At 48.0% G+C, this 25585-nt stretch carries 23 protein-coding genes and 1 other annotated feature; all 23 genes read right to left on the bottom strand.

Going from position 1 to position 25585, the window contains the following annotated elements:
* Positions 1–38: 38 nt before the first annotated feature.
* The 23 genes from ilvN to CN378_RS07245 all read right to left on the bottom strand — a co-directional run bounded on the left by ilvN (position 39) and on the right by CN378_RS07245 (position 25520).
* On the bottom strand, positions 39–563 hold the full coding sequence (gene ilvN / locus CN378_RS07135; RefSeq protein ID WP_098351206.1) for an acetolactate synthase small subunit: 525 nt from the start codon (positions 561–563) through the stop codon (positions 39–41).
* Positions 560–2281 carry an acetolactate synthase large subunit gene (ilvB, locus tag CN378_RS07140; protein ID WP_098351207.1) on the bottom strand — a complete coding sequence of 574 codons (1722 nt, stop codon included), beginning with the start codon at positions 2279–2281 and terminating at the stop codon, positions 560–562. The genes ilvN and ilvB overlap by 4 nt, the downstream gene beginning before the upstream one ends.
* Positions 2282–2421: 140 nt before the next feature.
* Positions 2422–2681, bottom strand: a binding site (T-box leader).
* A gap of 2 nt (positions 2682–2683) precedes the next feature.
* Positions 2684–4351, bottom strand: coding sequence for a dihydroxy-acid dehydratase (gene ilvD, locus CN378_RS07145; protein WP_098351208.1), 1668 nt, complete (start codon positions 4349–4351; stop codon positions 2684–2686).
* A gap of 15 nt (positions 4352–4366) precedes the next feature.
* Positions 4367–5266, bottom strand: a complete 900-nt coding sequence (gene ilvE / locus CN378_RS07150; protein WP_098351209.1) for a branched-chain-amino-acid transaminase — start codon at positions 5264–5266, stop codon at positions 4367–4369.
* A gap of 686 nt (positions 5267–5952) precedes the next feature.
* Positions 5953–7098 (bottom strand): homogentisate 1,2-dioxygenase, encoded by a 1146-nt coding sequence (locus CN378_RS07155; protein ID WP_098351210.1) that lies wholly within the window; start codon positions 7096–7098, stop codon positions 5953–5955.
* Positions 7064–8029 carry a fumarylacetoacetate hydrolase family protein gene (locus CN378_RS07160; protein ID WP_098351211.1) on the bottom strand — a complete coding sequence of 322 codons (966 nt, stop codon included), beginning with the start codon at positions 8027–8029 and terminating at the stop codon, positions 7064–7066. The genes CN378_RS07155 and CN378_RS07160 overlap by 35 nt, the downstream gene beginning before the upstream one ends.
* Positions 8030–8035: 6 nt before the next feature.
* Positions 8036–8647, bottom strand: coding sequence for a flavin reductase family protein (locus CN378_RS07165; RefSeq protein WP_098351212.1), 612 nt, complete (start codon positions 8645–8647; stop codon positions 8036–8038).
* Positions 8648–9880 carry a histidinol-phosphate transaminase gene (gene hisC / locus CN378_RS07170; protein WP_306471847.1) on the bottom strand — a complete coding sequence of 411 codons (1233 nt, stop codon included), beginning with the start codon at positions 9878–9880 and terminating at the stop codon, positions 8648–8650.
* A 65-nt stretch (positions 9881–9945) separates the two neighbouring features.
* Entirely contained in the window at positions 9946–11061 is a 1116-nt protein-coding gene (hppD, locus tag CN378_RS07175; RefSeq protein WP_098351213.1) for a 4-hydroxyphenylpyruvate dioxygenase, read from the bottom strand.
* A 120-nt stretch (positions 11062–11181) separates the two neighbouring features.
* Entirely contained in the window at positions 11182–12609 is a 1428-nt protein-coding gene (lpdA, locus tag CN378_RS07180; protein ID WP_098351214.1) for a dihydrolipoyl dehydrogenase, read from the bottom strand.
* A complete protein-coding gene (locus CN378_RS07185) occupies positions 12610–13794 on the bottom strand; it encodes a dihydrolipoamide acetyltransferase family protein (protein ID WP_098351215.1) in 1185 nt (394 codons plus the stop codon). It abuts the gene before it with no gap.
* Positions 13795–13809: 15 nt separating this feature from the next.
* The gene (locus tag CN378_RS07190) at positions 13810–14805 is read right to left on the bottom strand and encodes an alpha-ketoacid dehydrogenase subunit beta (protein ID WP_098351216.1); all 996 of its coding nucleotides are present in this window, start codon (positions 14803–14805) and stop codon (positions 13810–13812) included.
* A 5-nt stretch (positions 14806–14810) separates the two neighbouring features.
* Complete coding sequence (pdhA, locus tag CN378_RS07195; RefSeq protein ID WP_098351217.1) at positions 14811–15872, bottom strand: pyruvate dehydrogenase (acetyl-transferring) E1 component subunit alpha; 1062 nt, start codon at positions 15870–15872, stop codon at positions 14811–14813.
* Between the two features lie 64 nt (positions 15873–15936).
* On the bottom strand, positions 15937–17043 hold the full coding sequence (locus CN378_RS07200; RefSeq protein ID WP_098351339.1) for a Leu/Phe/Val dehydrogenase: 1107 nt from the start codon (positions 17041–17043) through the stop codon (positions 15937–15939).
* A 101-nt stretch (positions 17044–17144) separates the two neighbouring features.
* Positions 17145–17540, bottom strand: a complete 396-nt coding sequence (locus CN378_RS07205; protein ID WP_098351218.1) for a thioesterase family protein — start codon at positions 17538–17540, stop codon at positions 17145–17147.
* Between the two features lie 215 nt (positions 17541–17755).
* The gene (locus CN378_RS07210) at positions 17756–18550 is read right to left on the bottom strand and encodes an ABC transporter ATP-binding protein (RefSeq protein WP_098351340.1); all 795 of its coding nucleotides are present in this window, start codon (positions 18548–18550) and stop codon (positions 17756–17758) included.
* Positions 18525–19553, bottom strand: a complete 1029-nt coding sequence (locus CN378_RS07215; protein ID WP_098351219.1) for an ABC transporter permease — start codon at positions 19551–19553, stop codon at positions 18525–18527. The genes CN378_RS07210 and CN378_RS07215 overlap by 26 nt, the downstream gene beginning before the upstream one ends.
* Before the next feature lie 16 nt (positions 19554–19569).
* The gene (locus CN378_RS07220) at positions 19570–20541 is read right to left on the bottom strand and encodes an ABC transporter substrate-binding protein (RefSeq protein WP_098351341.1); all 972 of its coding nucleotides are present in this window, start codon (positions 20539–20541) and stop codon (positions 19570–19572) included.
* A gap of 506 nt (positions 20542–21047) precedes the next feature.
* Entirely contained in the window at positions 21048–22001 is a 954-nt protein-coding gene (locus CN378_RS07225) for an NAD(P)H-dependent flavin oxidoreductase (RefSeq protein WP_098351220.1), read from the bottom strand.
* A gap of 116 nt (positions 22002–22117) precedes the next feature.
* On the bottom strand, positions 22118–22993 hold the full coding sequence (gene paaX / locus CN378_RS07230; protein ID WP_098351221.1) for a phenylacetic acid degradation operon negative regulatory protein PaaX: 876 nt from the start codon (positions 22991–22993) through the stop codon (positions 22118–22120).
* A 153-nt stretch (positions 22994–23146) separates the two neighbouring features.
* A complete protein-coding gene (locus tag CN378_RS07235) occupies positions 23147–23368 on the bottom strand; it encodes a hypothetical protein (RefSeq protein WP_098351222.1) in 222 nt (73 codons plus the stop codon).
* A gap of 74 nt (positions 23369–23442) precedes the next feature.
* Positions 23443–24648 (bottom strand): thiolase family protein, encoded by a 1206-nt coding sequence (locus CN378_RS07240; RefSeq protein WP_098351223.1) that lies wholly within the window; start codon positions 24646–24648, stop codon positions 23443–23445.
* Complete coding sequence (locus tag CN378_RS07245; protein ID WP_098351224.1) at positions 24645–25520, bottom strand: 3-hydroxyacyl-CoA dehydrogenase; 876 nt, start codon at positions 25518–25520, stop codon at positions 24645–24647. Before CN378_RS07245 ends, CN378_RS07240 begins: the two co-directional genes overlap by 4 nt.
* Between the last annotated feature and the right edge of the window lie 65 nt (positions 25521–25585).

Genomic DNA, 25585 nt, shown 5'->3' on the forward strand with positions numbered 1-25585 from the left:
ATTTTTTGAATAATTAGTTTTCTTAAAATATGAAGCTGCTAATTCACGATGGAATACTGTTTCAACTCTGTGACTGATTTACCATTTCCCCTTGCAAATGCCGTGATGCCGGTCCGGGCAATCTCTTTGATTCCGTAAGGCCTTAACAGATCGATGATGGCCTCGATCTTGGATGTTTCCCCCGTCACCTGTACGGTCACGCTGTCCCTTGCCACATCAATGATGGCGGCTCTGAACGGTTCCACGATCCCATTGATTTCAGATCTTGTCTGCCCGGTACTCAATACTTTGATGAGTGCCAGTTCCCTGGCGACCACTCCTTGATCCGTGATGTCGGAAACCTTGAGGACATCGATCTGTTTATGGAGCTGTTTTAACAGCTGCTCGATTTTGCGATCGTCTTCAACATTCACGACGAAGGTCATCCTCGAAATCCCTTCGACTTCCGTATAGCCGACGGAAATGCTTTCGATGTTGAACTGACGCTTTGTAAACAATCCGGTCACCCGGTTCAAGACACCGCTCCGGTTATGAACGAGGGCGGTTACAATCCGTTTCCTCATGGTTTCACCCCTAACATTTCGTGTAATCCTTTTCCTGGAGCCACCATCGGGTAGACGTTTTCCTTAGGATTTACCCAGCAATCGATGAGTACGGGTTCATCACTCGTTAAGGCATCCCGTAAGACGGAATCGACTTCTTCCTGTGTTTTCACCCGATATCCTGTGATTCCGTATGATTCAGCCAGTTTTACAAAATCAGGCTGAGTGGAGAACACCGATTGTGAGTATCTCTCTTCAAAGAACGTTTCCTGCCACTGCCTCACCATCCCGAGGGTACCGTTATTAAGAAGGACCACTTTCACAGGAAGGTTCAGCTCTTTCAGGAGGACAAGCTCCTGGAGAGTCATCTGGAATCCCCCATCCCCTACAAAAGCAACCACCGTACTGGATGGGTTCGCTAGCTGGGCTCCGATTGCTGCCGGGAATCCGAATCCCATGGTGCCGAGGCCTCCGGATGTGACCCAGTTATTCGGCTTTTTGAAAGAATAATATTGCGCCGCCCACATCTGGTGCTGCCCTACGTCCGTCGTGACGACGGCTTCCCCGTTCGTCATTTCGTACACCTGCTCGATCAGGCGCTGAGGGGATAATACATCGTGAGCCTGGTTATACCAGAAGGGATATTCCCTTTTGTATGATTTAAGATGGTGATGCCAGGCATCAAAATCCGGTTTTTCAGCTTTATGCAGAAGGAGTTTGGCTAGTGCCTGCTTCGCATCGGCCACGATCGGGATCTGGGTTTCAACGTTCTTACCGATCTCCGCGGGGTCGATGTCGATGTGGACCACCTTGGCCCGTGGTGCGAAGGTAGCAAGATTCCCCGTCAGCCGGTCATCGAAGCGTGCTCCGATATTGATGAGCAAGTCGCATTCATGGATGGCCATGTTGCTTGCATAGCATCCGTGCATCCCTGCCATTCCGAGAAATAAGGAATGGTCTGCCGGAAATCCGCCTAATCCGAGTAACGTATGAATCACAGGAATGTCATATTGCTCTGCGAATGCCTTCAATTCCTCTGTTGCCTTTCCGTGAAGCACTCCTGCCCCCGCTAGGATGACGGGCTTCTCAGAAACCGAGATGGCATCCACCAGCTTCTTGATTTGAAGGGGGTTCGGATAAAAGTTAGGCTGATACCCCGGTAAGTCCATTTCCACGTCTGGAACAGGATACGCTTGCTGCAAGGTCAAGTCTTTCGGAATGTCGACGAGTACCGGTCCGGGCCTTCCGGTCGAAGCAATGTGAAAAGCTTCCTTCACGATTCTCGGAAGATCCTTGATATCCCGGACCTGATAGTTATGCTTGGTGATTGGCATCGTGATGCCGACCACGTCCGCTTCCTGGAATGCATCGGTCCCGATCACCCCTGAAGCCACCTGCCCCGTAAAGACCACCAAAGGAAGGGAGTCCATCATGGCATCGGCAATCCCTGTCACAAGATTTGTCGCTCCCGGTCCCGATGTGGCAATGACGACACCCGGTTTCCCTGATACCCGTGCATATCCTTCAGCCGCGTGGATGGCCCCCTGCTCATGTCGGGCGAGTACATGCTTGATCGGGGCTTTGTATAGAGCATCGTAAATCGGCAAGACCGCTCCTCCAGGGTACCCGAATAGAATCTCAACCTTTTCCTCCTTTAAAGCTTTCATGAGCATATCAGCACCGTTGACGTTTTCCGTCAATGTCTGTGAAGCCGGTTCTGCCTCTACCTTCGCTCTCATTGCCTATCTCCTCCTTTTTTTAAAAGCGCAGGCGGCTCTAGCCGCCGGAGCTGGATCTATTAAAAGCGCAGGCTGTGAACCACCTGAGCTTTTTTCAAACAAAAAAGACCTTTCCACCCACTACGACAGAGTTCATCTTTCGCAGGGGCGAAAAGGTCTTACTTCCTTTCCACGGTACCACCCTAGTTCAGAGACGACAAATAGCATCTCCCTTTGCAGGCTGATCGGTTTCATCAGCCTTTGTTTTTGTAACGAGTATCATCTACTCGATCGTTCCTACTTACACGGTTCAGAACGATACTCAGAGGGGATGTCGGTATTGGATGTATTACTGGTTTGCAGCACCACCAGCTCTCTGAAAATACGATGTCCAATCCTTTTACCTCTTCAACGCTTTCACATTTATTCTGTTTTCAAGACTCCGCCGGTACTTGCCGATGTCACAAGCTTTGCGTATCTTGCCAGATAACCTTTCTTGATTTTCGGAGGAGGCTGTACCCACTCCTGTTGTCTGAACGTCAACTCTTCTTCTGAAACCATCAAGGAAATCGTCCGATTCGTCAGATCGATGAAGATGGGATCTCCATTTTCAACGACGCCGATCGGTCCTCCTTCGGCCGCTTCCGGTGAGACATGACCGATTGAAATGCCCCGGGACGCTCCTGAAAATCGTCCGTCTGTCATGAGTGCCACTTTCTTCTCAAGGCCCCGTCCTGCAATGGCTGCCGTCGGTGCGAGCATCTCCGGCATCCCCGGACCGCCCTTTGGCCCCTCATAACGGATCACCACGACGTGGCCTTCTTTCACTTCCCCGCTTTCGATTCCGGCAAGGGCATCATCCTGGGATTCGTAGACAATCGCTTCTCCCATGAATGTTTTGATCGATGGATCGACTGCCCCCACTTTGATGACCCCGCCGTTTGGAGCGATATTCCCGAATAGGACGGATAAACCTCCGACTGGACTGTGGGCATTATCCCTGCGACGGATGACATCATCATTTTGAATATGAGCATCCTTCACATTTTCGTAAAGCGACTTTCCTGTAACGGTGAGCCGATCCTTGTGTACGGCTTCCATTTCACAGAGCTCTTTAATGATGGCGCTGACCCCGCCGGCATTATGGACATCCTGCATAGAGTAATCGGATGCCGGGCTGATCTTGGACAAATAAGGGACCCTTTCTGCCACTTTATTGATCCGGTTGATGTCATAATCGATTTCCGCTTCATTGGCGATGGCCAGTGTGTGAAGGACGGTATTCGTTGATCCCCCCATGGCCATATCCAGCGCAAATGCATCATCGATGGTGTCTTCGGTTATGATGTCTCTTGGTTTAATATCTTTTTTCACCATTTCTACGAGGTATTTCGCGGCGTCCTTGATTAACTGGTGCCGTTCTTCAGAAGTCGCTACAATCGTTCCATTTCCCGGAGGAGCCATTCCGAGCATCTCCATCAGGGAATTCATGGAGTTCGCCGTGAACATCCCTGAGCACGATCCGCATGTCGGACAGGCATTGGCTTCAATGTCGAGAAGCTGTTCTGCCGTCATCCTTCCTGACTGATGGGCACCGACCCCTTCAAAAACGGATACGAGTGATAATGGCTTCCCTTCACTCGATACCCCCGCTTCCATCGGACCTCCCGATACGAAAACGGAAGGGACATTGGTTCTGACTGATGCCATCAGCATCCCCGGTGTGATCTTGTCACAATTCGGAATGTAGAACACGCCGTCGAACCAGTGGGCATTGATGACGGTTTCCGCTGAGTCGGCGATCAGTTCCCGACTCGGTAGGGAATACCTCATCCCGATGTGTCCCATGGCGATCCCGTCGTCAACACCGATTGTATTGAATTCGAACGGGATGCCTCCTGCTTCACGGATTGCCTCTTTTACCACCTGGGCAAAGCCATTTAAATGCATATGACCCGGGATGATATCGATATAAGAGTTACACACCCCGATGAATGGTTTTTCCAGATCCTCCAGTTTCACTCCCGTCGCATATAATAAACTGCGGTGGGGAGCACGATCGATTCCTTTTTTGATCATGTCACTTCGCACATCATCACCTCCAACTTAGCCGACTTGAGCATTCTGTTTGTAAACTTTTCTTCCATCCTGCGTGACAGTATTTCTGAATTCCTGCAATAATTGAGTTGTATACTTTCCTGGCTTTCCTTCTCCGATCACACGTCCGTCAACCTTGACAACGGCAATGACTTCGGCAGCTGTTCCTGTTAAGAACACCTCATCTGCTGTATATACATCATGACGGGTGAAAACTTCTTCCTTCATCTCGAATCCGAGCTTCCCGGCGATTTCGATGATGGCATTACGGGTGATCCCTTCAAGGGCCCCTACATATCCAGGAGGGGTCAGGATCTTCCCTTTTTTGACAATGAAGATATTGTCCGCTGATCCTTCCGCTACATACCCCTGGTCGTTAAGCATTAATGCTTCACTCACACCAGCCAGGTTGGCTTCGATTTTTACGAGGATATTATTTAAGTAGTTTAACGATTTAACCTTTGGTGAAAGAACATCTGCACGGTTACGGCGACTTGCTACTGTCACGATATCGATGCCCGTGTCGTATAAGCTTTTAGGGAATAGAGCTAATTGTTCTGCGATGACGATGATTTGTGGCTTTCTACAAGTAAATGGATCCAGTCCCAAGTTTCCAACACCTCTAGAAATGACCACGCGTATGTAGGCATTTTCCAGCTGATTCTTTTTCAGTGTATCAACGATAATGTCGCTCATCTCTTCTTTAGAGACTTCGATATTCAACATGATTGATTTTGCAGAGTCATAAAGGCGATCAACATGTTCTTCCAGACGGAACACGTTCCCATCGTACATTCGAATCCCTTCGAACACTCCATCTCCATATAGAAAACCATGGTCGTACACAGATACAACTGCGTCTTCCTTTTTTACGTATTGCCCGTCTAAGTAGATCCATTGTTCGTTCATGTTAATCATTCCTTTCCCGGTTGAAATTTATTTGATTATTCGGAATTTTATTTTTGCAACGGGAGTCCGTTGACTCGGAGACCATTTAGCAGGCGGCCTGGTTGGATTGTGACTGCCGCTTTCTGCTGGCTCAGTTTTTTTTATTGAGGACAATATTACTCCCGTTTCACGGTAAGGTCAACAGGCTTTTTGTAAATTTTTTGACTATTTAGATTTGTCTGATTATAAGTAAACGCTTACATCTTTGTCCTAATGGAGTTTGTTGCATTGAAAATTTTTTTGAGATTTTTTTATTTTCGGAGTAAAAGGAAGCTTTAGATCCGGCATGTATGCATGACATGAATCTTTCGACAAAATCCTGTGGGAATGGGGGTTCGGGGAGTTTTGACATCTGTGTAAAGGCATGGCATATTCTCATTGGAAAACCACAAATGAGAATACTATTTTCTATATAATAGAATGTATGTATGATTATTCATTCGAAAAAGACAAGTAACCTGATGAATTTCATGGGAACAAGTTCTATTCCATCCTCATTCTCGACCTCTTCGTGTTGATTCACTTTTTCTCATCACTTGGATAATCTTCCGTTCAAAAATATATTTCCCCACTGGGGCCTTCACTCTTTTTTAAACTCTATACAAATAAAGAAGAATCAATCCAAAGTCTTTGGATTGATTCTTCCTTTACACCCATGTGAACATATAATTCGGATCTTCGACATCCTTTGCTTTCTTCACGATTTTCAACGGTTTGAAGGTATCGATCATGACGGCGAGCTCAAGGGTTTCTTTTTTTCCGATGCTGGCTTCAGTGGTTCCTGGATGAGGACCGTGTGGAATCCCGCTCGGGTGAAGGGTGATCGATCCTTCCTTGATACCCTTCCTGCTCATGAAGTTTCCTTCCACATAGTACAAGAGCTCATCACTGTTCACGTTGCTGTGATTATAAGGAGCCGGAATTGATTCCGGATGGTAGTCATATAATCTGGGCACAAAGGAACACACCACGAAGTTATGACCTTCGAACGTCTGATGGACAGGAGGCGGCTGATGGACCCGGCCGGTGATCGGCTCGAAGTCTTCGATGTTGAATACCCACGGATACAAATAACCATCCCAGCCGACGACATCCAATGGATGATGATTCAATATATGGGAATGAAGAGCGCCCCTTGATTTGGTGATGACTTCAAACTCACCCTCTTCATCCACGGTCTCGAGCTTTTCCGGTCCCCGCAGATCCCGTTCACAAAACGGACTGTGCTCCAGCAGCTGACCGTACTCGTTTCGATAGCGGCGAGGAGTGGTGATCTGACTGAAGGACTCCACAATCAGCATCTTCGTCTCTTCTTCCGGTACGACACGGTAGATGGTTCCGATCGGGATCACCACATAATCACCTTTTCCATAGGTGATCGTCCCGAACATCGTTTCCACCACTCCCTTGCCGAAATGAATATAAAGCATTTCATCCCCGTCACCGTTTCGGTAAAAGCTTTTCATCTCTTCCGTGACAAAGGCCGTTCCGATCAACAGATCCGAATTACCCAGTAAATACTCACGGCTTTTTAAGGCACAGCCTTTCTTCTCTACTTTATCTGTAAAAAAATGTCGATGACGAAGAGCACCCTCTTCTTCAAACTCCGGCATATAACTCCCTAAATAGTCCGTTTTCGCCACAGCCGTCGGCAAATGATGATGATACAAGATCGACTGTGTTCCCGAGAATCCCTTCGTCCCCATGACCTGTTCTCTGTAAAGCGTGCCGTCGTCCTTTTTAAACATGGTGTGACGCTTATGAGGTATGTTCCCCAGTTGACGATAGTACATGGTCTTCCTCCTCTCTTCTCTTTGCAATCGAATTACGCAAAACACCTAATCCCGTAATCTCTAATTCCACCGTATCCCCGGGCTTTAACCATGGATGTTTCTCTGGACCAAGCTCTAATATGCAGCCGGTTCCGACCGTCCCTGATCCAATGACCTCACCCGGATAAAGGGTAACGTCTTTTGAAGCACGTTCGATCATGTCGGCGAATGTAAAATATATATCCTGGTAATTGCCTTGGGACAAGAGCTCCCCATTCACTTTTGCCGTCATGGAGAGATCAAAACGGTCTCCCCTGCGATAAGATTCCAGTTCATCCCCCGTCACTAAATAAGGACCGAATGAAGTGGCAAAATCCTTTCCTTTCGCAGGACCAAGCCCCACTTTCATTTCATGCTTCTGGATATCCCTCGCACTCCAGTCGTTCATGATGAAATATCCATAAATATAGTCTTCCGCGTCGGCTTTTGAAATGTTCCTGCCTTCTTTCCCGATCACACAGGCGATTTCGAGTTCATAATCGAGCCACTCACAGTCAGCCGGCGTTTCAATGTGATCGAGAGGACCCTTGACGGCCAAATGATTGGAGAAATAGAAGACGGGGATGTCATACCATTCCGGCACCACATCCAGCCCCCTCCGTTTACGGGCCGTTTTCACATGCTCTTCAAATGCATAGAAATCCCGGATGCTGACAGGTCTTGGAATCGGCGACTGCAGCGTGACATCACGTAATGAATGCACTCCCTTGTCTTTTTCTGAAAAGGTACCGAACCCCTTCATCCGTTTCATGCCTTCTTCTCCCAAATCGATGATGGATAATATGTCTTTAGGGAGTGATCCGCCACTTACAGCATGGATGTCTGCGACAAGATCACCCTGAACGATCCCTGCCCTGACTTCTCCTTCTTTTATAAAACTAACCAGCTTCACGTCATATCACCTTTTTCGAATCAATTCAAATGAATCGGATAATGGTTTGGTATACATCTGACCGGCAAGGCGTCCCACCGGCTTGAGTTTCTCTGAGTCTATCTTTCCATCGTAATAAAGTGCATCATTGATCCTGACACACTCCACCTTCCCGATGACTAGGCTCCCGGCACCAGGATGATCGCCGAAGTGAAGGACCTCATGAAGAACGCACTCCAATTGAACCTTGCTTTCGGATACTCCCGGTGGCTTGACGGTGATGGACTCTTTCTTCGTCAGACCGACCTGTTCGAATTCATCCACATCCGGGTCAAATTCAATGGCACAGTTATTCATTTCCTCCACAAACTCTTCACTGACGATATTGATGACGAATTCCTTCGTTTTCTCGATGTTTTCGAGGGTATCCTTTTTGCTGCCATCCTTTCCTCTTCTCATGGGTGAGAAGCAAACGAGCATGGGCTCTGCACAAATCGCCGTAAAGAAGCTGTAAGGGGCAAGATTCGCATTCCCCTTTTCATCCAGGGATGAGACGAAGGCGATCGGACGGGGCAAAATCGAGCCGATCATCAGTTTATAGGCGGACTGCCACTCGAGCGTCTGGGGTTTGATATCCACTTAATTCACCCCTCTGTTTTGCAAAATGTCTTTCATTGCTTCAACGAATCGCTTGTTATCCTCTTCCGTTCCAATCGTGACCCGGACCGTTGTCGGATACCCGAGAAGCGTTCCCGAACGGACGACGAGCCCTCTTTTCACCAGCCCATAAGAGACCGTATCCCCATTCAATCCTGTGTCCACCATGATAAAGTTCGATTGAGATGGGAAATAAGATATGCCCATGCGGTCAAATTCCCTCTCCAAATAGAGACGCCCCTGTTCGTTCTTATGGGTGCACTCCCTGATAAACGCTTGGTCTTCCAGGGCAATGATCGCTGACTTCTGGGCTACGGTATTTACATTGAAGACGTCCTTCACTTTTCGGAGCTGTTCAGCAATTTCCTCATTCATGACCCCGAAACCGACCCTTAACCCGGCAAGGCCGTATATTTTTGAAAATGTCCTGAGGACGATCAGATTTTCGAATGCAGGCAGGAGGGGCAGGGTTTCTAAATAGTCATCCGTTGTCACGTACTCCATATAGGCTTCATCCACCACCACCAGGATGTCTGGCGGCACGGTCTCGATAAACTGCAGGAGCTCTTTTTTCCCGACAATGGTTCCGGTCGGATTATTGGGGTTGCACACAAAGATCAGCTTCGTGTTTGGAGTGATATGTTCCTGCATCCCCTGTAAGTCATGGGTTCCGTCTACAAGAGGCACGATGACCGGGGTGCCACCCTCCAGTAACACATTGGTCTGATACCTCGGAAACGTAACATCGGCCATGATAGCTTCATCACCGACGCTCAAATAGGCCCTCGTCAACAGCCGGATCACTTCATCAGAGCCGTTCCCGAATACGAGCTGTTCTTTCGGAACCCCCAGAAACGCTGAAACCTTATGACTAAGATCGACCGCTGCCCCGTCCGGATACAAAAACAGGTCGGTGCCATTTTCTTTAAACCACTGCTTCACTTTCGGAGAGCAGCCGTAGATGTTTTCATTTTCGGACAGCTTTCTGATCGAGCTTAAGTTATGCTCCTTCTGCAAGTCTAAAAGCGTCTTTCCCAGCACATATGGAGCGATATGCGTGACCGCTTCCCTTGTCTTGATCTTTAATGTCATACATATACCCTCGCCTTCCTCATGGATGAAGGGGGTTGACTCACGCGTTAGCTTGTCTTCACGTCTTAATATCGTACCTTTCATTTGGACGATATTAATCATAGAAGCAGCTAATCTCTTCATGAGTTAACCCCCTGACCGGTTCCTTTGACCCCCGTTATATATGTTCTATTTATCTATTTTTTTGTTTATAGGTTTCCTCTGCGTTCCTGTTCGCGCTCGATGGATTCAAATAGTGCTTTGAAGTTTCCTTCCCCGAATCCCCTCGCCCCTTTACGTTGAATCACTTCGATGAACAGCGTAGGACGATCCACGATAGGTTTCGTGAAGATTTGAAGCAGGTAGCCCTCATCATCACGGTCTACTAAAATATTCAGCTCTTTGATTCTCGAAATCTCTTCATCAATTTCCCCCACACGTTCTGAAAGCATTTCGTAATAAGAATCCGGCGTGCTTAAGAACTCGACTCCATTCTCCTTCAGGATACCGACTGTTTTGACGATGTCCTCTGTCAGGATGGCAATATGCTGCACCCCTGGACCACCATAGAACTCTAGGTATTCCTGAATCTGTGATTTTCGTTTTCCTTCAGCGGGCTCATTGATCGGGAATTTAATGCGGCCGCCATTATGCATGACCTTCGACATAAGGGCTGAGTACTCCGTCGTAATATCTTCATTTGTGAAGTGACGCATTTCCTTGAATCCCATGACTTTCTCGTAATACTCCACCCATTCTTCCATTCGCTCAACGTTTCCGACTACGTGATCGACAGCGATGATACCGGCATCTTCATTTGTAAGGGCAGAATCGTACTTCTCGAAACCTGGCATGAAGATCCCTTTGTAATCTTTACGTTCCACAAGTGTATGGATCGTGTCCCCATATGTACCAATGACGGCTTTCTTTACTTGTCCGTGATCATCTTCCATCGTCGAAGGAGGCATGATTTCAATCGCCCCACGGGATACAGCGCCATTGTAAGCCTTTTCAATATCATCCACCACAAGGGCGATATCTTTGATGCCGTCTCCATGCTTCTTTACAAACTGAGACACACGGCTGCCTTCGTGAAGGCTTCCCGTAATGAGCAATCGTACTTTGTTTTGCTGCAATACATAGGATACTGTGTCACGGTTTCCGGTTTCGAGCCCTGAGTAGGCAACTGTCTTAAAGCCGAATGCCGTACAGAAGAAATGAGCCGCTTGTTTCGCATTTCCCGTGTAGTACTCTAAATAGTCAACATCCCTTACTGGAAATACCTCTTCTACTTTTTCCTGTTTTCTCGCTACATTCTCTTGCATCCTGATCCCTCCATTAAACGTTAATATATTCTGAATATTATAGTAAATTGTTTTATAAAACTTCTCAAGAGCGGCTAGTAAAGCTTAAACGCTTCTCTGTGGAAAAGCGTGTCCCCCATTTCATCTGGCCGGTTCCTTTTTACGGGGAGGCATATGAACGGCATCCCCCTTTAATCCTTCGACCGCTTCAAGCAGACTTTCATTCATACTCGGGTGCGGATAGAGTGGAAAGCGAAAGTCCTCATCCCTCGCCGCCATCTCAAGACCCAGCACACCTGATGAAATCAGCTCGGACGCGCCCTTCCCCATCATATGAATCCCAAGGATCATATCCGTTTCACTGTCTGACACGACCTTCACGAATCCATCCTTCTCACCTGTCAGCTGAGCGTACCCGTTGGCCCTGACAGGGTTCTCACTCACTGTGACCGAATAGCCTTCCCTGCGTGCTTCCTCTTCTGTAAGACCCGCCCACGCAATCGGAGGGCTCATCTGTACCACCATCGGCACAAACTGCAGATCCACTTCCACTTTAAGCCCCGCCATTGCCTCAGCTGCTGCCTTCCCCTGTTTGATTGCCTTCACTGCGAGGGACGGACCTTCTGTCGCGTCCCCGATCGCCCAAATATGCGGAATGGAGGTCCGTCCCTCCCGATCCGTCCGGATATAGCCTTCCTCTTTCAGGTCCACACGGAGACGGTCAAGTCCAAGGTCTGGCAGGTTGGGCTTCACTTGTCCGCTCACGACGAAATGAGATCCTTCGATGGAAACCGTCTCGCCATTTTCTTTTTCGAGGTCCACCATGACGTGTCCGTCCCTCTCACTTGCCGCTCGCAGAACGGAGTCCTTGATGACATTGATTTTATGCTTTTTCAACTGCCTGAACAGTTCTTTTGACAGGGCAGAGTCAAATGGAAGTCCTTTATTCAGGATGAGCGTGACACGGCTTCCCAATATGGAGAAAACGGACGCCATTTCCAGTGAAATATAGTCTGTTCCATATACGATCAGTTCCCGCGGGAGCTCCTCCATCTCAAAAACCTGTCTTTCCTTCAGGACACGGTCAGCATTGAACTCAATCCCCTCCGGATAGTGAAATTCCCCTCCCGTTGCCACGATCGCCTCTTTGAAATTAAAAAGGGTAAACTCGTGACCATTTTCAACCCCGATACGGGATTCAGACAGGAAGGACGCAGACCCTTTAACGATCTCAACCCCATTCGCTTTACAAAGTGACTCCACCCCGGTTCGAAGCTGGGTGATTTTTTTATCTTTATAGAGTTGAAGAGCAGCAAGATTAGCTTCTGCTTCCCCGAACTCCATTCCCATTTCCTTCAGATGCTCCATCTTTTTAAATTCCTGGGCAAAATGGGTGAATACTTTGGAAGGGATGCATCCTTTGTTTAAGCAGGTCCCTCCAAGATCCTCCCGTTCGATCAAGGTCACCTGTCTGCCGAGACACGCGGCCCTGATGGCTGCATGATAACCCCCGGGACCCCCTCCGATGACGACAACGTCTTTCTCTTCGGTAATCTCTCCCACTACCATTTACATCAACTCCAAAAGCATGGATTGAGGCTCTTCAATCAAATCTCTTAAACGATTTGTAAATTTCACGGCCGTCCCGCCGTCTGCCACTCTGTGATCAAAGGACATGGATATATTCATCATGGAGCGGACGACAATCTCATCATGTTCATTTACCATCGGACGCTTCTTCGTTTTATGAAAGGCGACGAGGGCGACTTCCGGCTCATTAATGATCGGTGTCGCTCCGATCGAGCCGTTCAACGGTCCTACGTTACTGACCGTGAAGGTACCGCCTTTGATCTCTTTCATCGAGAGGCTCCCCTCCAGTGCTTTAACGGTCAGTTCCTTCATTTCAACGTGAATGTCCTTCATCGTTTTTCCTTCCACATGCCTGATGACAGGGACGATGAGCCCTTCATCCGTGTCAACGGCAATACCGATGTTGTGTTGAGACTGAAGCTCGACGCATTCTTCCTCTTCATTCAGGCGGGCATTGAAAATCGGAAACTCTTTCAAACAGACAGAAAGGGCTTTGATAAAATAGGCTCCCATGGAAACGGACCCGCCTCCCGCTTTCATCGTATCTTTCCAGACTAATAGATTCGTCACGTCGATTTCTTCAAAATGGGTACAGTGGGGGATCGTTCTGAGCGACTGTGACATTTTGGACGCGATTTGTTTGCGTCTGCCCCGGAACGGGATGGTCTTCGCTTTCGTTTCTACTGATGCAAGAGGCGATACCGGTTGACGTTCTTCTGCCTGCCCGGAAGCCGTCGCACTTTCTCCTTTCATATAAAGGAGTACATCCTCATCAACGATTCTACCCCCGGCTCCGGAACCCCTCACTTCTTCTATGTTGACACCATTTTCCCTGGCGATTTTCCTTGTATACGGTGAAGCCAGGATTCTTTTTGTCTTTACTATTTGAGTGGTTTCAGGCCCATTTCTCCGGCCCCCGGTCTGATTCCCGTTTTCTTTTTCCATCAACAGGACCGTCGATCCAACTGGAATCGTCTCTCCTTCATTTACCGTAAACTCCTTGATTACACCTGAAAATGGCGCAGGGATCTCCGCCGTCATTTTATCTGTTTGCACCTCTACCAGTGGTTGATCCGCTTTGACGATATCCCCCACTTTTACAAGAAAGTGATTGATATTGGCTTCGGTCATCCCTTCCCCGATATCATGAAGCTTAACTTCCATGGACTCCCTCCTTGTCTAATAACGTGCCACTTTTTCCACTGCAGCAAGCACTCGCTTACTGTCAGGTAAATAGAAATCTTCAAATCCGAAATAAGGAACAGGGGTATCGAACCCCGTTACCCGCTCAGTCGGCGCTTTCTGATATAAAAAGGATGTGTCATTGATAATCGCAAGCACATCATTTCCGACTCCCCCAGTGGCATGAGCTTCGTGGACAACCACCGTTCTCCCCGTTTTCTGGACAGAGCCTGAGATGAGGTCCTTATCAAGGGGATAGAGTGTTCTAAGATCGAGGACCTCACAGGAAATCCCTTTGTCCGCCGCTTCCCTGGCTGCTTCCTCCGCTACCTTTACCATCGCACCCCATGCAATGATCGTGACATCCTCACCCTCTGTGACCACTTTGCCCTTTCCGATTTCCACGGTGTACTTCTCTTCCGGTACTTCCTCTTTAGAAGACCTATAACATCTCATGGGCTCAAGGAACAGGACGGGATCCGGGTCCTCAATGGCAGCAATCAAGAGCCCCTTTGCATCATAAGGTGTTGCGGGACATACCACCTTGATCCCAGGCATATGAGTGAAAAGGGCCTCGGTACTGTCGGAATGGATCTCAGGCGCACGGACTCCGGCGCCATAAGGGGCCCTGATGACCAGCGGACAGCTGAAATGCCCGAGGGTACGGGCGCGGATTCTGGAGGCATGAGTCATGATTTGTTCGTAGGCAGGATAAATGAACCCTAAAAACTGAACCTCTGTCACGGGACGAAAGCCGTTCAATCCCATTCCGATGGCCGCCCCGATAAAGCCTGCTTCACTTAAGGGTGTATCAAGAACCCGGTCTTCTCCAAATTCCTGTTGCAGACCGTCAGTCGCTCGGAATACCCCACCATTCGTACCGATATCCTCACCCATCAACAGAACATCTTCGTTTTCCTGAAGCATCACCCTCATCGCATCCGTAATGGCCTGAACCATTGTCAATGTCTTCATTTTCGTTAAGGTGCTCATTCTACTCACCCTCTCAATTGCTCTAGGAGCTTTTCTTTTTGTTCCTGGATCGTCCACGTCGGGGTGGCAAATACATAATCGAAGATCACACTCGGATCTGCTGCCGGAAAGGCTTCCAGTTCCTCAACAGCCTGGTCGACTTCCTTCGCATACTCCGTCTGAACCGAGTTCATCCATTCCTCGTCGAACCAGCCTCTTTCTTTCATGAAGTTCGTTAAACGATCAAGTGGATCGTTATCCTTTCGACGATTCTCGCTTTCCTGCTGATCACGGTACTTCGTCGGATCATCGGCTGTCGTATGGGCACCGTATCTCCATGTCACGGACTCGATCAAGGTAGGTCCGTCCCCGTTTCGTGCCCGCTCCAATGCTTTCATTGTTTCAAAATAAACAGCAAAAATATCATTGCCGTCGATGCGTACGCTTGGAATGTCATAGGCAAGAGCTTTCTGGGCAATGGTTTTTGTTTTCATTTGCTTGTGAATGGGAACGGAGATGGCGTATTGATTATTTTGATTGAAAAAGACGACCGGGGCCTCCCAGACGCTTGCCAGATTCAATCCTTCATGAAAATCACCTTCAGATGTTGCACCGTCGCCAAAATACACAATGGCTGCATTCCGAGTCCCTTTCCTCTTCTCTGCGTAAGCCGCCCCCACCGCATGTGGAAGCTGGGTCGCAATCGGAATGCCTGGAGTGAAGATGTTCTTCCCTTCCGGGGGCACGCAGCCTTCATTGCGACCTTTCCAGAAAAGAAGGATGTGAAGCAGGGAGTGGCCGAACGTCATGGTGGCGCCATGATCCCGGTAGGATGGGAACAACCAGTCCTTTTCCTGCAGGGCAAGGGCGCTCCCCACCTGGGATGCCTCCTGCCCTTCATACGGGGCATATGTCCCGATCCGACCCTGACGCTGAAGGCTTACCGCTTTACGATCAAAGGTGCGGATCCTGATTAGATGCCGGTAAAAGGTTCGGACCAAGTCTTCTGAAATGTCTTTTTCATACTCGCTTTGAATGAGCTGTCCTTGTTGATCCATGACCTGGACCAGTTGAAATTCCTCGATCATTTCATCACCTCTTTGTAGCGCGTTATTGTTGGAGATTTGGGATAGATAAAAACGTGACTTAAATTTACGTTCTCACCGACCACTTCGGACGCTTCGCATGGGAGAAGAAGCTGTTTCTTCTCGTGCGTGCATGGATCCGGTCCTCGCAGAAACGGTTGGCCGCTTCCACCGTGGTCATGTGCTGATTTGCTGACTGCAGATAAATATTCTGCAGACTGTTATAGATAGCACTCGTCTTTTGAAGGACACGTTCTTTGTTCGGCTCGTATAATTCGTCCGCCACCTGGATCAGGCCGCCTGCATTGACGATGTAATCCGGAGCGTACAGGATCCCTTTTTCATGAAGCTTCATGCCGTGTGAAAGATTCAATAATTGATTATTGGCCGATCCAACGACCGCTTTTACTTTTAGCTGATCCACCGTGTGATCATTGATGATTCCACCGATGGCACAAGGAACGAAGACGTCTGCATCGACAGAATAGATCTCTTCCCCTGATACGACCTTGAGGGCCGCTCCCATGCTTTTCGCTTTTGCAACCAGCTGATCGATCGACCTTTGGCTGATATCCGTTACATAAAGATCTGCTCCCTCTTCCAACAGACGCTCGGCTACTTTAAAACCTACTTTTCCAAGACCCTGAATCGCGTAGCTTTTACCGTGAAGATCTTTCGAACCCCACACGTTTTGATTTGTCGCCTGCAAGCCATAGATGACTCCCATGGCTGTCGGGATGGAAGAATCCCCGCTTCCTCCATACTCTTCATTGACGCCCACGATACAATTCGTTTCCTTCAGGGCATAAACGAAATCTTCAGGCGTGGTCCCCATATCAGTCCCTGTATAAAATCGTCCGTTTAGGGATTCTACGAATTGACCGAAGGCACGGAACAGCTCCGGATGTTTGTCTTTTTCCGGATCTCCGATAATGACCGCTTTCCCTCCACCAAAATCCACATCGGCTGCGGCACATTTATACGTCATGCCTTTGGATAGACGAAGGACGTCTTCAAGTGCTTCATCCACTGATGCATAAGGTCTCATCCGGCACCCGCCAAGTGCTGGTCCAAGAGTGGTATTATGTATGGCGATGATGGCTTTGAGCCCTGTTTCTTCATCGTTGCAGAATACAACCTGTTCATGGTTTTGTATTTTTTGGAACATATCCATATCATTTCCCCCTGCAAGCTCTCTATTTGTAACCGCTTTCACTTTTGTCGACACGTTAGCCACTTCGCTTCCTCCTTTTACTGCTGGTTATAAAAGTGAATCTAGCTCTCTTTTATTCTTTCTTTGATTTTCTCTTTAGGGAGTACCACTTGCTTCACTTCCCCTTTACCGATGAGTCTGTCATTCTCTCTATCTCTGACAATCACTTCGGTGATGATGATGTTCCGCTCATATTTCTTGACGTTCGCTTTAATTTCAAGGAAGGAACCCGATTTCGCCGGAGCCATATGCCGGGCGGTTACCTTTGCCCCCATCCCTTCTTCGTGATCTTCCAAATAGGGCAGGATGATTTTCCTCGATGCCCATTCCATGTGATACACCATCGAAACCGTTGAATATACGGGGTGAACCACTTCTCCTTCAAACTGGGCATACATGCCGGGGGTTACTTCAGTCGTGACGACACTTGTATGTCCTACCTCTAATCCAGACTTCATTGCTTTCCCCCTTTAAACCAACGAATCATATATTTTTATATAACGTTAATTCAACGATATAATAACATTTTGTTTTATAAATAGTCAATAAATTGTTAAAATATTTAAAATATTATATTAATATAAGTTATGCAGATGTACCCTTTAGCGCAAAAAAGCAACGGAACCAAAGTCCCGTTGCTTTTTACAGAAGGTTGTTTATTCTTTTTAAGGTTCTAAGAAAGAAGCGCCCGGTCACTTGCCAGTTTACTTCCACGGATCCGCTGGAATTCGTGGAGCAGTCCTTCGACGGTGAGGTGCTTTTTCTCGTCTTCGTTCACTTCCAGAATGATCTGCCCTTTATCCATCATGATCAAGCGGTTCCCGAGATCCAGGGCCTGCTGCATATTATGGGTGACCATCAAGGTGGTGAGCTTATACTTCTCGACAATTTCTTTTGTCAGGTTCGTGATGAGGTCCGCACGCGCGGGATCAAGTGCAGCCGTATGCTCATCCAACAGGAGGATCGACGGCTCTGTGAAAGTCGCCATCAGAAGGGATAAGGCCTGCCGTTCCCCGCCTGACAACAACCCCACTTTTGCATTCAATCTGTTCTCAAGTCCCAAGTGAAGGGTTTCAAGCACTTCTTTAAAGAACACTTTCCGTTTTTTGGTGACCCCCATTTTAAAGGTCCGGGTCCGATTCCGTGAATACGCCATGGCCAGATTTTCTTCGATGGTCATGGAAGGGGCGGTCCCTGCCATGGGATCCTGGAATACGCGACCGATCAGCTTTGAACGTTTATACTCAGAAACCTTCGATACCTCGTGGTCATCGATCAACACATTTCCGATATCAGGGATCAACACCCCTGAGACGATATTCATTAGTGTCGATTTCCCGGCTCCATTACTCCCGATGACCGTCACGAAATCACCTGGTTTCAGAGAGAGCTGAATATCATCGAGGGCGATTTTCTCATCGGGTGTCCCTTCATTGAATACTTTATGAATTCGATTTAATTGTAACACCGCCATCACCCTTTCTCTCTGATATCGGAGCTTTCTTGACCCGCTCTGCCATGCGCAGGGCCTTTCGTTTCTTATCCCTGTATCGATCCATCACCTTAGGCATGACAAGGGCAAGGATGACGATGGTCGCCGTGATCAGCTTCATATCCCCTGTTTCGAGGAAATCCACTCTGAGAGCCATGGATACGACTAATCGGTAGATAATCGCTCCCCCTATGACGGCTAAGGTCGTACGGGCGATCGATTTGGTTCCGAATAACGCCTCACCGATAATGACAGAAGCAAGTCCGATGATGATCATCCCGATCCCCATTCCGACGTCGGCAAATCGGCTGTACTGTGCAATCAAAGCTCCGGACAGGGCGACCATTCCATTTGAGATCCCTAATCCAAGGATGATCATCAGATTCGTATTGGCAGAGAAGCTGCGGATCATCCGCTGATTATCCCCAGTGGCCCTAAGTGCCAGCCCGATTTCCGTTTTCAGGAATGCGTCTGTCAAAAATTTGATCACAAGTGTGATGATCGTCATGATGAATAATATGCTCCACGTTCCCGGAACGGGTTCACCGAGTCCGACGGCGACCCACACTTTATTAAGGGCGGCATCGATCCCCAGTGGGGACCAAAATCCTTCTATTCCTGTAAACGCCGTGTCCTGACTGAGCAGGGGGACATTGGATCTTCCCATGATCCTGAGATTGATGGAATAAAGGGCGATCATCATTAAGATCCCCGATAATAAGGCATTGATCTTACCAAACGTATGAAGTAATCCTGTTATACATCCTGCTGCGAATCCAATCACAATCGCTGTAAGCGTTGCGATAACGGGGTTTACGCCACTGACAATCATGGTTGCAGCGACGGCGGCCCCGGTTACGAAGCTGCCATCGACTGTTAAATCAGGAAAATCCAGTATCCGAAAGGACAGATAGACTCCGAGGGCCATAATAGCGTAAATGATTCCAGATTCAAAGGATGCGAATATTGCTGTTGGCACGAATCATCATCCCTTCCTAATTTTCTTCTAAGAATGTACCAAGGTCAGACCAGGCTTCCTGTACTTCCACTCCTTGTTCTTCAGCAGCCGCTTTATTGAACATCAGCTCAAAGTTTTCGGGAGCCTGTACAGGGATTTCAGAAGGTTTTTTCTCACCCTTCAAGATCTTCACTGCCATTAACCCCGTTTGATAACCAAGATCTTCATAGTTGAATCCACTCGCTGCAATCGCCCCTTTTTTCAACGAATCGAGTTCCCCTACAAAAAGAGGGATGTCCTTTTCATTTGCTACCGTGATGACGGATTCCAATGCTGAGACGACTGTATTATCTTTCGGGATGTAAATGGCATCGACTCTTCCAACAAGGGATTCTGTTGCCTGTTTGACATCCGCAGACGTTGAAACCGTAGCCTCAACCACTTCCACGCCTTTTTCCTTGGCAAGCTTATTCACTTCAGCTACTTGGACGACGGCATTTTGTTCACCGGAGTTATACACAATCCCGATTTTCTTCGCTTTCATTTCATCCGTAATAAAATGGAGTGTCTTTGAAATCGCTTCAGGATGAGTATCGGTCGTACCGGTAATATTCTCACCAGGCTCGTCAAATGACTTAACCAGTTCAGCCCCAACAGGATCCGTAACAGACGTAAAGACGATCGGGATATCTCTGGTTGCATTCAGTGCGTGCTGTGCACTTGGGGTTGAGTTAGCAAAGATAAGGTCGACCCCGTCCCCGACAAAGTTCTTCGCAGCACTTTGTGAGTTACTTTGATCTCCTTGGGCGATTTGAACATCATATTTTACGTTTTCGCCTTCCTTGAAACCGTTTTCTGCCAGAGCTTTCTTAAACCCTTCAAACGCTGCATCCAACGATGGATGTTCCACAATCTGCGTAACACCGATCACATATTGCTTCTCACCATCTCCATCCCCGGAGCTCTTATCACTACCACATCCAGACAGAACCAGCATTCCGAATAACATAGAGATGACAACAAGTAATAAACTATTCTTCTTCACAGAAATCCCCCTTTTTCTCTTCCTGGTATATGATAAGTAGTCTGCAAGACTAGCAAATCCAGATATGATAAAAATACCACTCAACGTAAATACAACGTTATATTATCACTCCTGTCACAAAATAGTCAATAATATTCCGAAAATTTAAAAATTAATACTAGTATAGTCGGTCTTGGGGTGAATATCCAGAGGGATCGGGGAAAATTTTATGGCGGGGTGTCCTGAAATGGTGGGTGGGGGGTTTCTTGTCGGATCGAGATGATACTCTGATTCTAGCGATTTTAATGGGTAACGTAACGGTGAAGGCATCAACGTTTTACAATTCCTGCTTGTTTAATTGTTTTTTCGCTATAGTTTTAATACTTTTTCATGAACTTATGCCACTTTTAACCAAACTCGTGCCACATTGTGAACACCATCAAAAAAAGCGCTACCCGATCAAGGGCAAGCGCATTTTAAAAACTCTATTACTATTCCACTACACTGTCAGACAGCTTTTTGAAAATCCCCCGGGCATCGCTCATCATTCTCTCCAGAAGCTCTGCTACTGTCGGAATATCCGATACGAGACCGGATACTTGCCCCCCGTTTATAAAGCCCTGATCCAGCTTTCCTTCAAGTGCACCTATCCGATGATAATCCTCTGAAGTCATCTGGCTGAACTCTTCAAGAGCGACTCCTTTCTGCTCTTTTTGCAGCAATCCAGCTGCATACGGCGTCTTCATGACCCGTCTTACCCGTCCGACAGACCGTCCTACGATGACGGTGCTATCGTCTTTTGCATCCACAAGAGTAGATTTATAGTTTTCATGAAAAGGAGCTTCCTGTGTAGCGATGAACCTGGTTCCCATTTGCACACCACTGGCACCAAGGGCAAGCATGGAAGCGAGGCCCCTTCCATCACCGATTCCTCCTGCTGCGACGACAGGAATGTCCACTGTATCGACGAGTTGTGGAATAAGGGCAAGCGTTGTCGTTTCCAGATTAGAGTTGATTCCGGCAGCTTCATAGCCTTCCGCCACGATCACATCGGCTCCGGCACCCTCCGCTTTCTTTCCCTGCTTTTTCGAAGCAACCACGCAGATCACTTTTACGTTGTGCTCGTGAAAATAGGGAATGAGGGGGGATGGATTTCCCGCTGATAGGGAAACGACCGGTATCCCATGCGTGACCACCAACCGGACCATCTCCTTCAGGTGGGGTGTGATGGAAATCGGGATGTTCAGGGCGAAAGGCTTGCTCGTTCTCTTTTTCGTTTCCAGGATGATTGCTTCGACCTCCTCCACACCCATGGTTCCGACTCCGATCGTACCAAGTGCTCCTGCTTCAGAGATTGCTGCCGTCAATGGGGCATTGCTGATGTTCCCCATGCCTCCTTGAATGATAGGATAGTTTATATGTAAGACGTTCGTTAGGTTATTCATTATAATCCCCCTTCGTTAAAGTAATGTTATACTTTTTGGAATTGTGTGACAAGTGGTTGCAGAGGTCCGTCCCTCAAAAAAACCACCTGCCGAATGAAACCTGCAGGTGATTTTGTTCAATCCAGTAATAAAGGATGGGTCATGACATTATAGCTCAGATCCTTATTTTTCAGTTCGTTGCCGTCTTCGAATACACTTTCAAAGAAGCGGGATGCCGGTTCTGCGAGTTCTTTGTAGTATTCGCCGAACAGAGTGGCCGCGTGGGCTCCGAGCCATTTTTCCGGCAGGAGTTCTTCCGGCAGGCCTGGATCGACGAAGAGGAATTTCCGGTATTCGTGGACAAGCTTCGTTCTTTCCACGAAGCATTCGGCATCTGTCATCTGCCCTTTCCCGATTTTACTTTTATCAATCATGTATTGTTGGCTATAGCGGGAAATGAATTCCTGGTAACGGTCATTGATTTCGTTCAAGTCCCAGCTTTTTTCAATCAACCGCTGATTTTCATTCGGGCCTTCGTACTCGGCGATGAAAAAGTCGACGTACTCTTTGATATCGTATTTTCCAATCAGGGACTGCACTTGTTTTTCCAGGTTATTGGGAGAAATCCACGTGCTCGTCGATAAGGTCCCGAATCCGCTCCAGACCAGTTCTTTTCTCAGTTCATCCCGTATACTCCTGATTTCTTCGGGAATCGAATACATCAGGATTCTCCATTTACCGTCCCATTGCTCGGGCTTCAACTTAAAGATCCTGTTGGCTGCCTCTTCCATTCGGGTCACACCGCGTTCTGTGAGGGAGTAATAGCTTTTGTTCCCCTGCTTCTCCGCCTGGACCCAGCCCTGCTTATTCATCCTTGAAATCGCGGCCCGAACCGCTTGATCATTATGACCGAATTCGTTCAGCAGACGGATCAAACTGCCAATCCATATTTTATTTCCGTAATGCCGAATATAATCCCCGTATAGTGTAAAGATCATGGATCTCGTATTCATAGCTGCCTCTCCTTTTTATTCATTCCGTTTCTCTATGACGTTAATTTTACGTTTAGTTAATATAATATCACAAATATTCTGTGAAAATAAATGAATATTCTTGTTTGACCGTTTTTAACACAAAAAAATCAGGCTCTAGGGGGAGCCTGATCCTCAATGATACACCCTCAACATCTCCAGCATCTTCACAAAATCATACGTGTTCACTACCTTTTCCTTGGACCAGTTCGCCTCGATCCAATGCACAAGCTCTTCCTGGCTGTTGAACACTTCCCCGCTCGTGTCGGCTTTCCTGATCATGAATCGGCCGTTATCCTCATCTGCGACGACAAGACAGGGAATCTCACTCTCTACTGTCATAATTTCGAATTCCATCTTATTCACCTCATATCTATCTTTTCTAAAAAAGAAACGAATTAATCACAAAAAGCCCTGCAAAAACAGGGCAATTACGATTCTATGTTTTCTACTAAGGTTGCGATTCCCTGGCCCACTCCGATGCACATGGTGGACAGACCGTAGCGCACCTTCCTCTTTTTCATTTCATAGAGAAGGGTGGTGAGGATACGGGCCCCGCTGGCTCCAAGTGGGTGACCAAAGGAAATGGCTCCCCCATTGACGTTGACGATCTCCTCATTCAGGCCAAGCTCCCGGATGCAGGCAATGGACTGTGCCGCGAAGGCTTCATTCAGCTCGACTAAGCCAATCTGGTCAAGGGCGAGACCGGAACGCTTCAGCACCTTCTGAGTGGCATAGATCGGGCCCAGTCCCATGACGGAAGGCTCAAGTCCTGCAGTGGCAGACGTCACGTAGCGTGCGAGTGGTGTAACGCCTAATTCTTCCGCCTTTTCCCTGCTCATGAGTAACAGGGCCGATGCACCGTCATTCACGCCGGAAGCATTCCCCGCCGTTACGGTGCCTCCCTGGAAGAGGGGCTTAAGCTTCTGCAGCTTCTCACTATTTGTTTCAGGCCTTGGGTGTTCATCCATTAAAAAGGAAGAGACATTTCCTTTGCGATCCCTTAATTCCACCGGTACAATCTCTTCTTTAAATCGTTCTTCATCCATGGCCCGTTTCGCCTTCATCTGGCTCCAGTAAGCAAAGTGATCCTGCTCTTCCCGTGAAATGCCGAATTGCTTCGCTACGTTCTCGGCTGTTTCCGGCATGGAATCGGTCCCGTATCTCTCTTTCAGACGGGAGTTGACAAAACGCCAGCCGATCGTCGTATCGAACATTTCCATATTGCCTCTTGGAAAGTCTCTCGAAGGCTTTGCCATAACGTAAGGCGCACGGGTCATGCTTTCCGTCCCCCCCGCAATGAAGACATCTCCTTCATCCGCCATGATGGCTCTCGCTGCATAGTTCACAGCGTCCAGTCCCGAGCCGCATAGACGGTTGATGGTCGTTGCCCCGACTTCAACCGGGAGGCCCGCCAGGAGAGCCGACATCCTTGCGACGTTCCGATTGTCCTCCCCGGCACCATTGGCATTTCCCAGTACCACTTCTTCAATCGTATGCACTGGTACGAGGGGATTTCGTTCTACCAGGGCTTTTATGACATGGGCCCCTAAGTCATCGGGGCGTACCTCTTTTAAGGAACCTTTGTATTTTCCGATCGGGGTACGGACGGCATCGACAATGACAACCTCTCTCATGACTGATGCTCCTTTTCTTTCGATTCGGAGTAGTCATAAACCCCTTTGCCTGTCTTTCGCCCGAGGCGCCCTGCCTTCACATATTTTTCCAACAAAGGAGCCGGACGGTATTTTTCACCAAGCTTTTCATGAAGATATTTCAGATTATTCAACCGTGTATCAAGGCCAACTAGATCTCCAAGCTCAAATGGTCCCATCGGATAATTGAGACCCAGCTTGATCGCTTTATCGATTTCCTCGGGAGATCCGAGTCCTTCCTGGAGCATATAGAAGGCTTCATTCCCGACGAGTGCCGAGATCCTGCTTGTGACAAAGCCGGGGAACTCATTGATGACCACGGTTTCTTTCCCCATCAGGCGGGCGACCTGACCGATGACCTCCGCCGTTTCATCGCTCGTCTCCAATCCCTTTACGATTTCAACGAGTGGCATTTTATGTACAGGATTGAAAAAATGCATGGCAATCACTTTGTCCGGTCGTTTCGTAAAGGAGCCGATCTCGGTCGGACTCATGGTGGACGTATTGGTCGCCAAGTAACAATACTCCGGGGCATGGGCATCCAGCACTTCAAATACGCTGCGCTTGATGTCTGTCTTCTCCGGAACGGCTTCGATCACTATGTCGGCATCCCTGACGGCAATGGATAGATTCGTGGAATAGCTCATCAACTCTTTTGCTTCTACGTACTGCTGCTGAGTGAGCTTGTTTCTTTCAATCCCCTTCTGAAATATGACCCCAATCTCATTTCTCGCATAATCCAACTGTTCTTGTTTAATGTCAACGAGTGTGGTGCGGAAGCCTCCAGTTGCGCTTACATAGGCGATTCCTCTTCCCATCACTCCCGAACCCACTACTACGATATGCTGTGTCATGTTACATTCCCCTTTCTTGCAATAAGGGGTTGACCCTGATCGGACAACCCCTTGCTTGATGATGG

The sequence above is a fragment of the Bacillus sp. AFS015802 genome (genome assembly GCF_002561455.1).
Lineage (GTDB): Bacteria > Bacillota > Bacilli > Bacillales > Bacillaceae_B > Rossellomorea.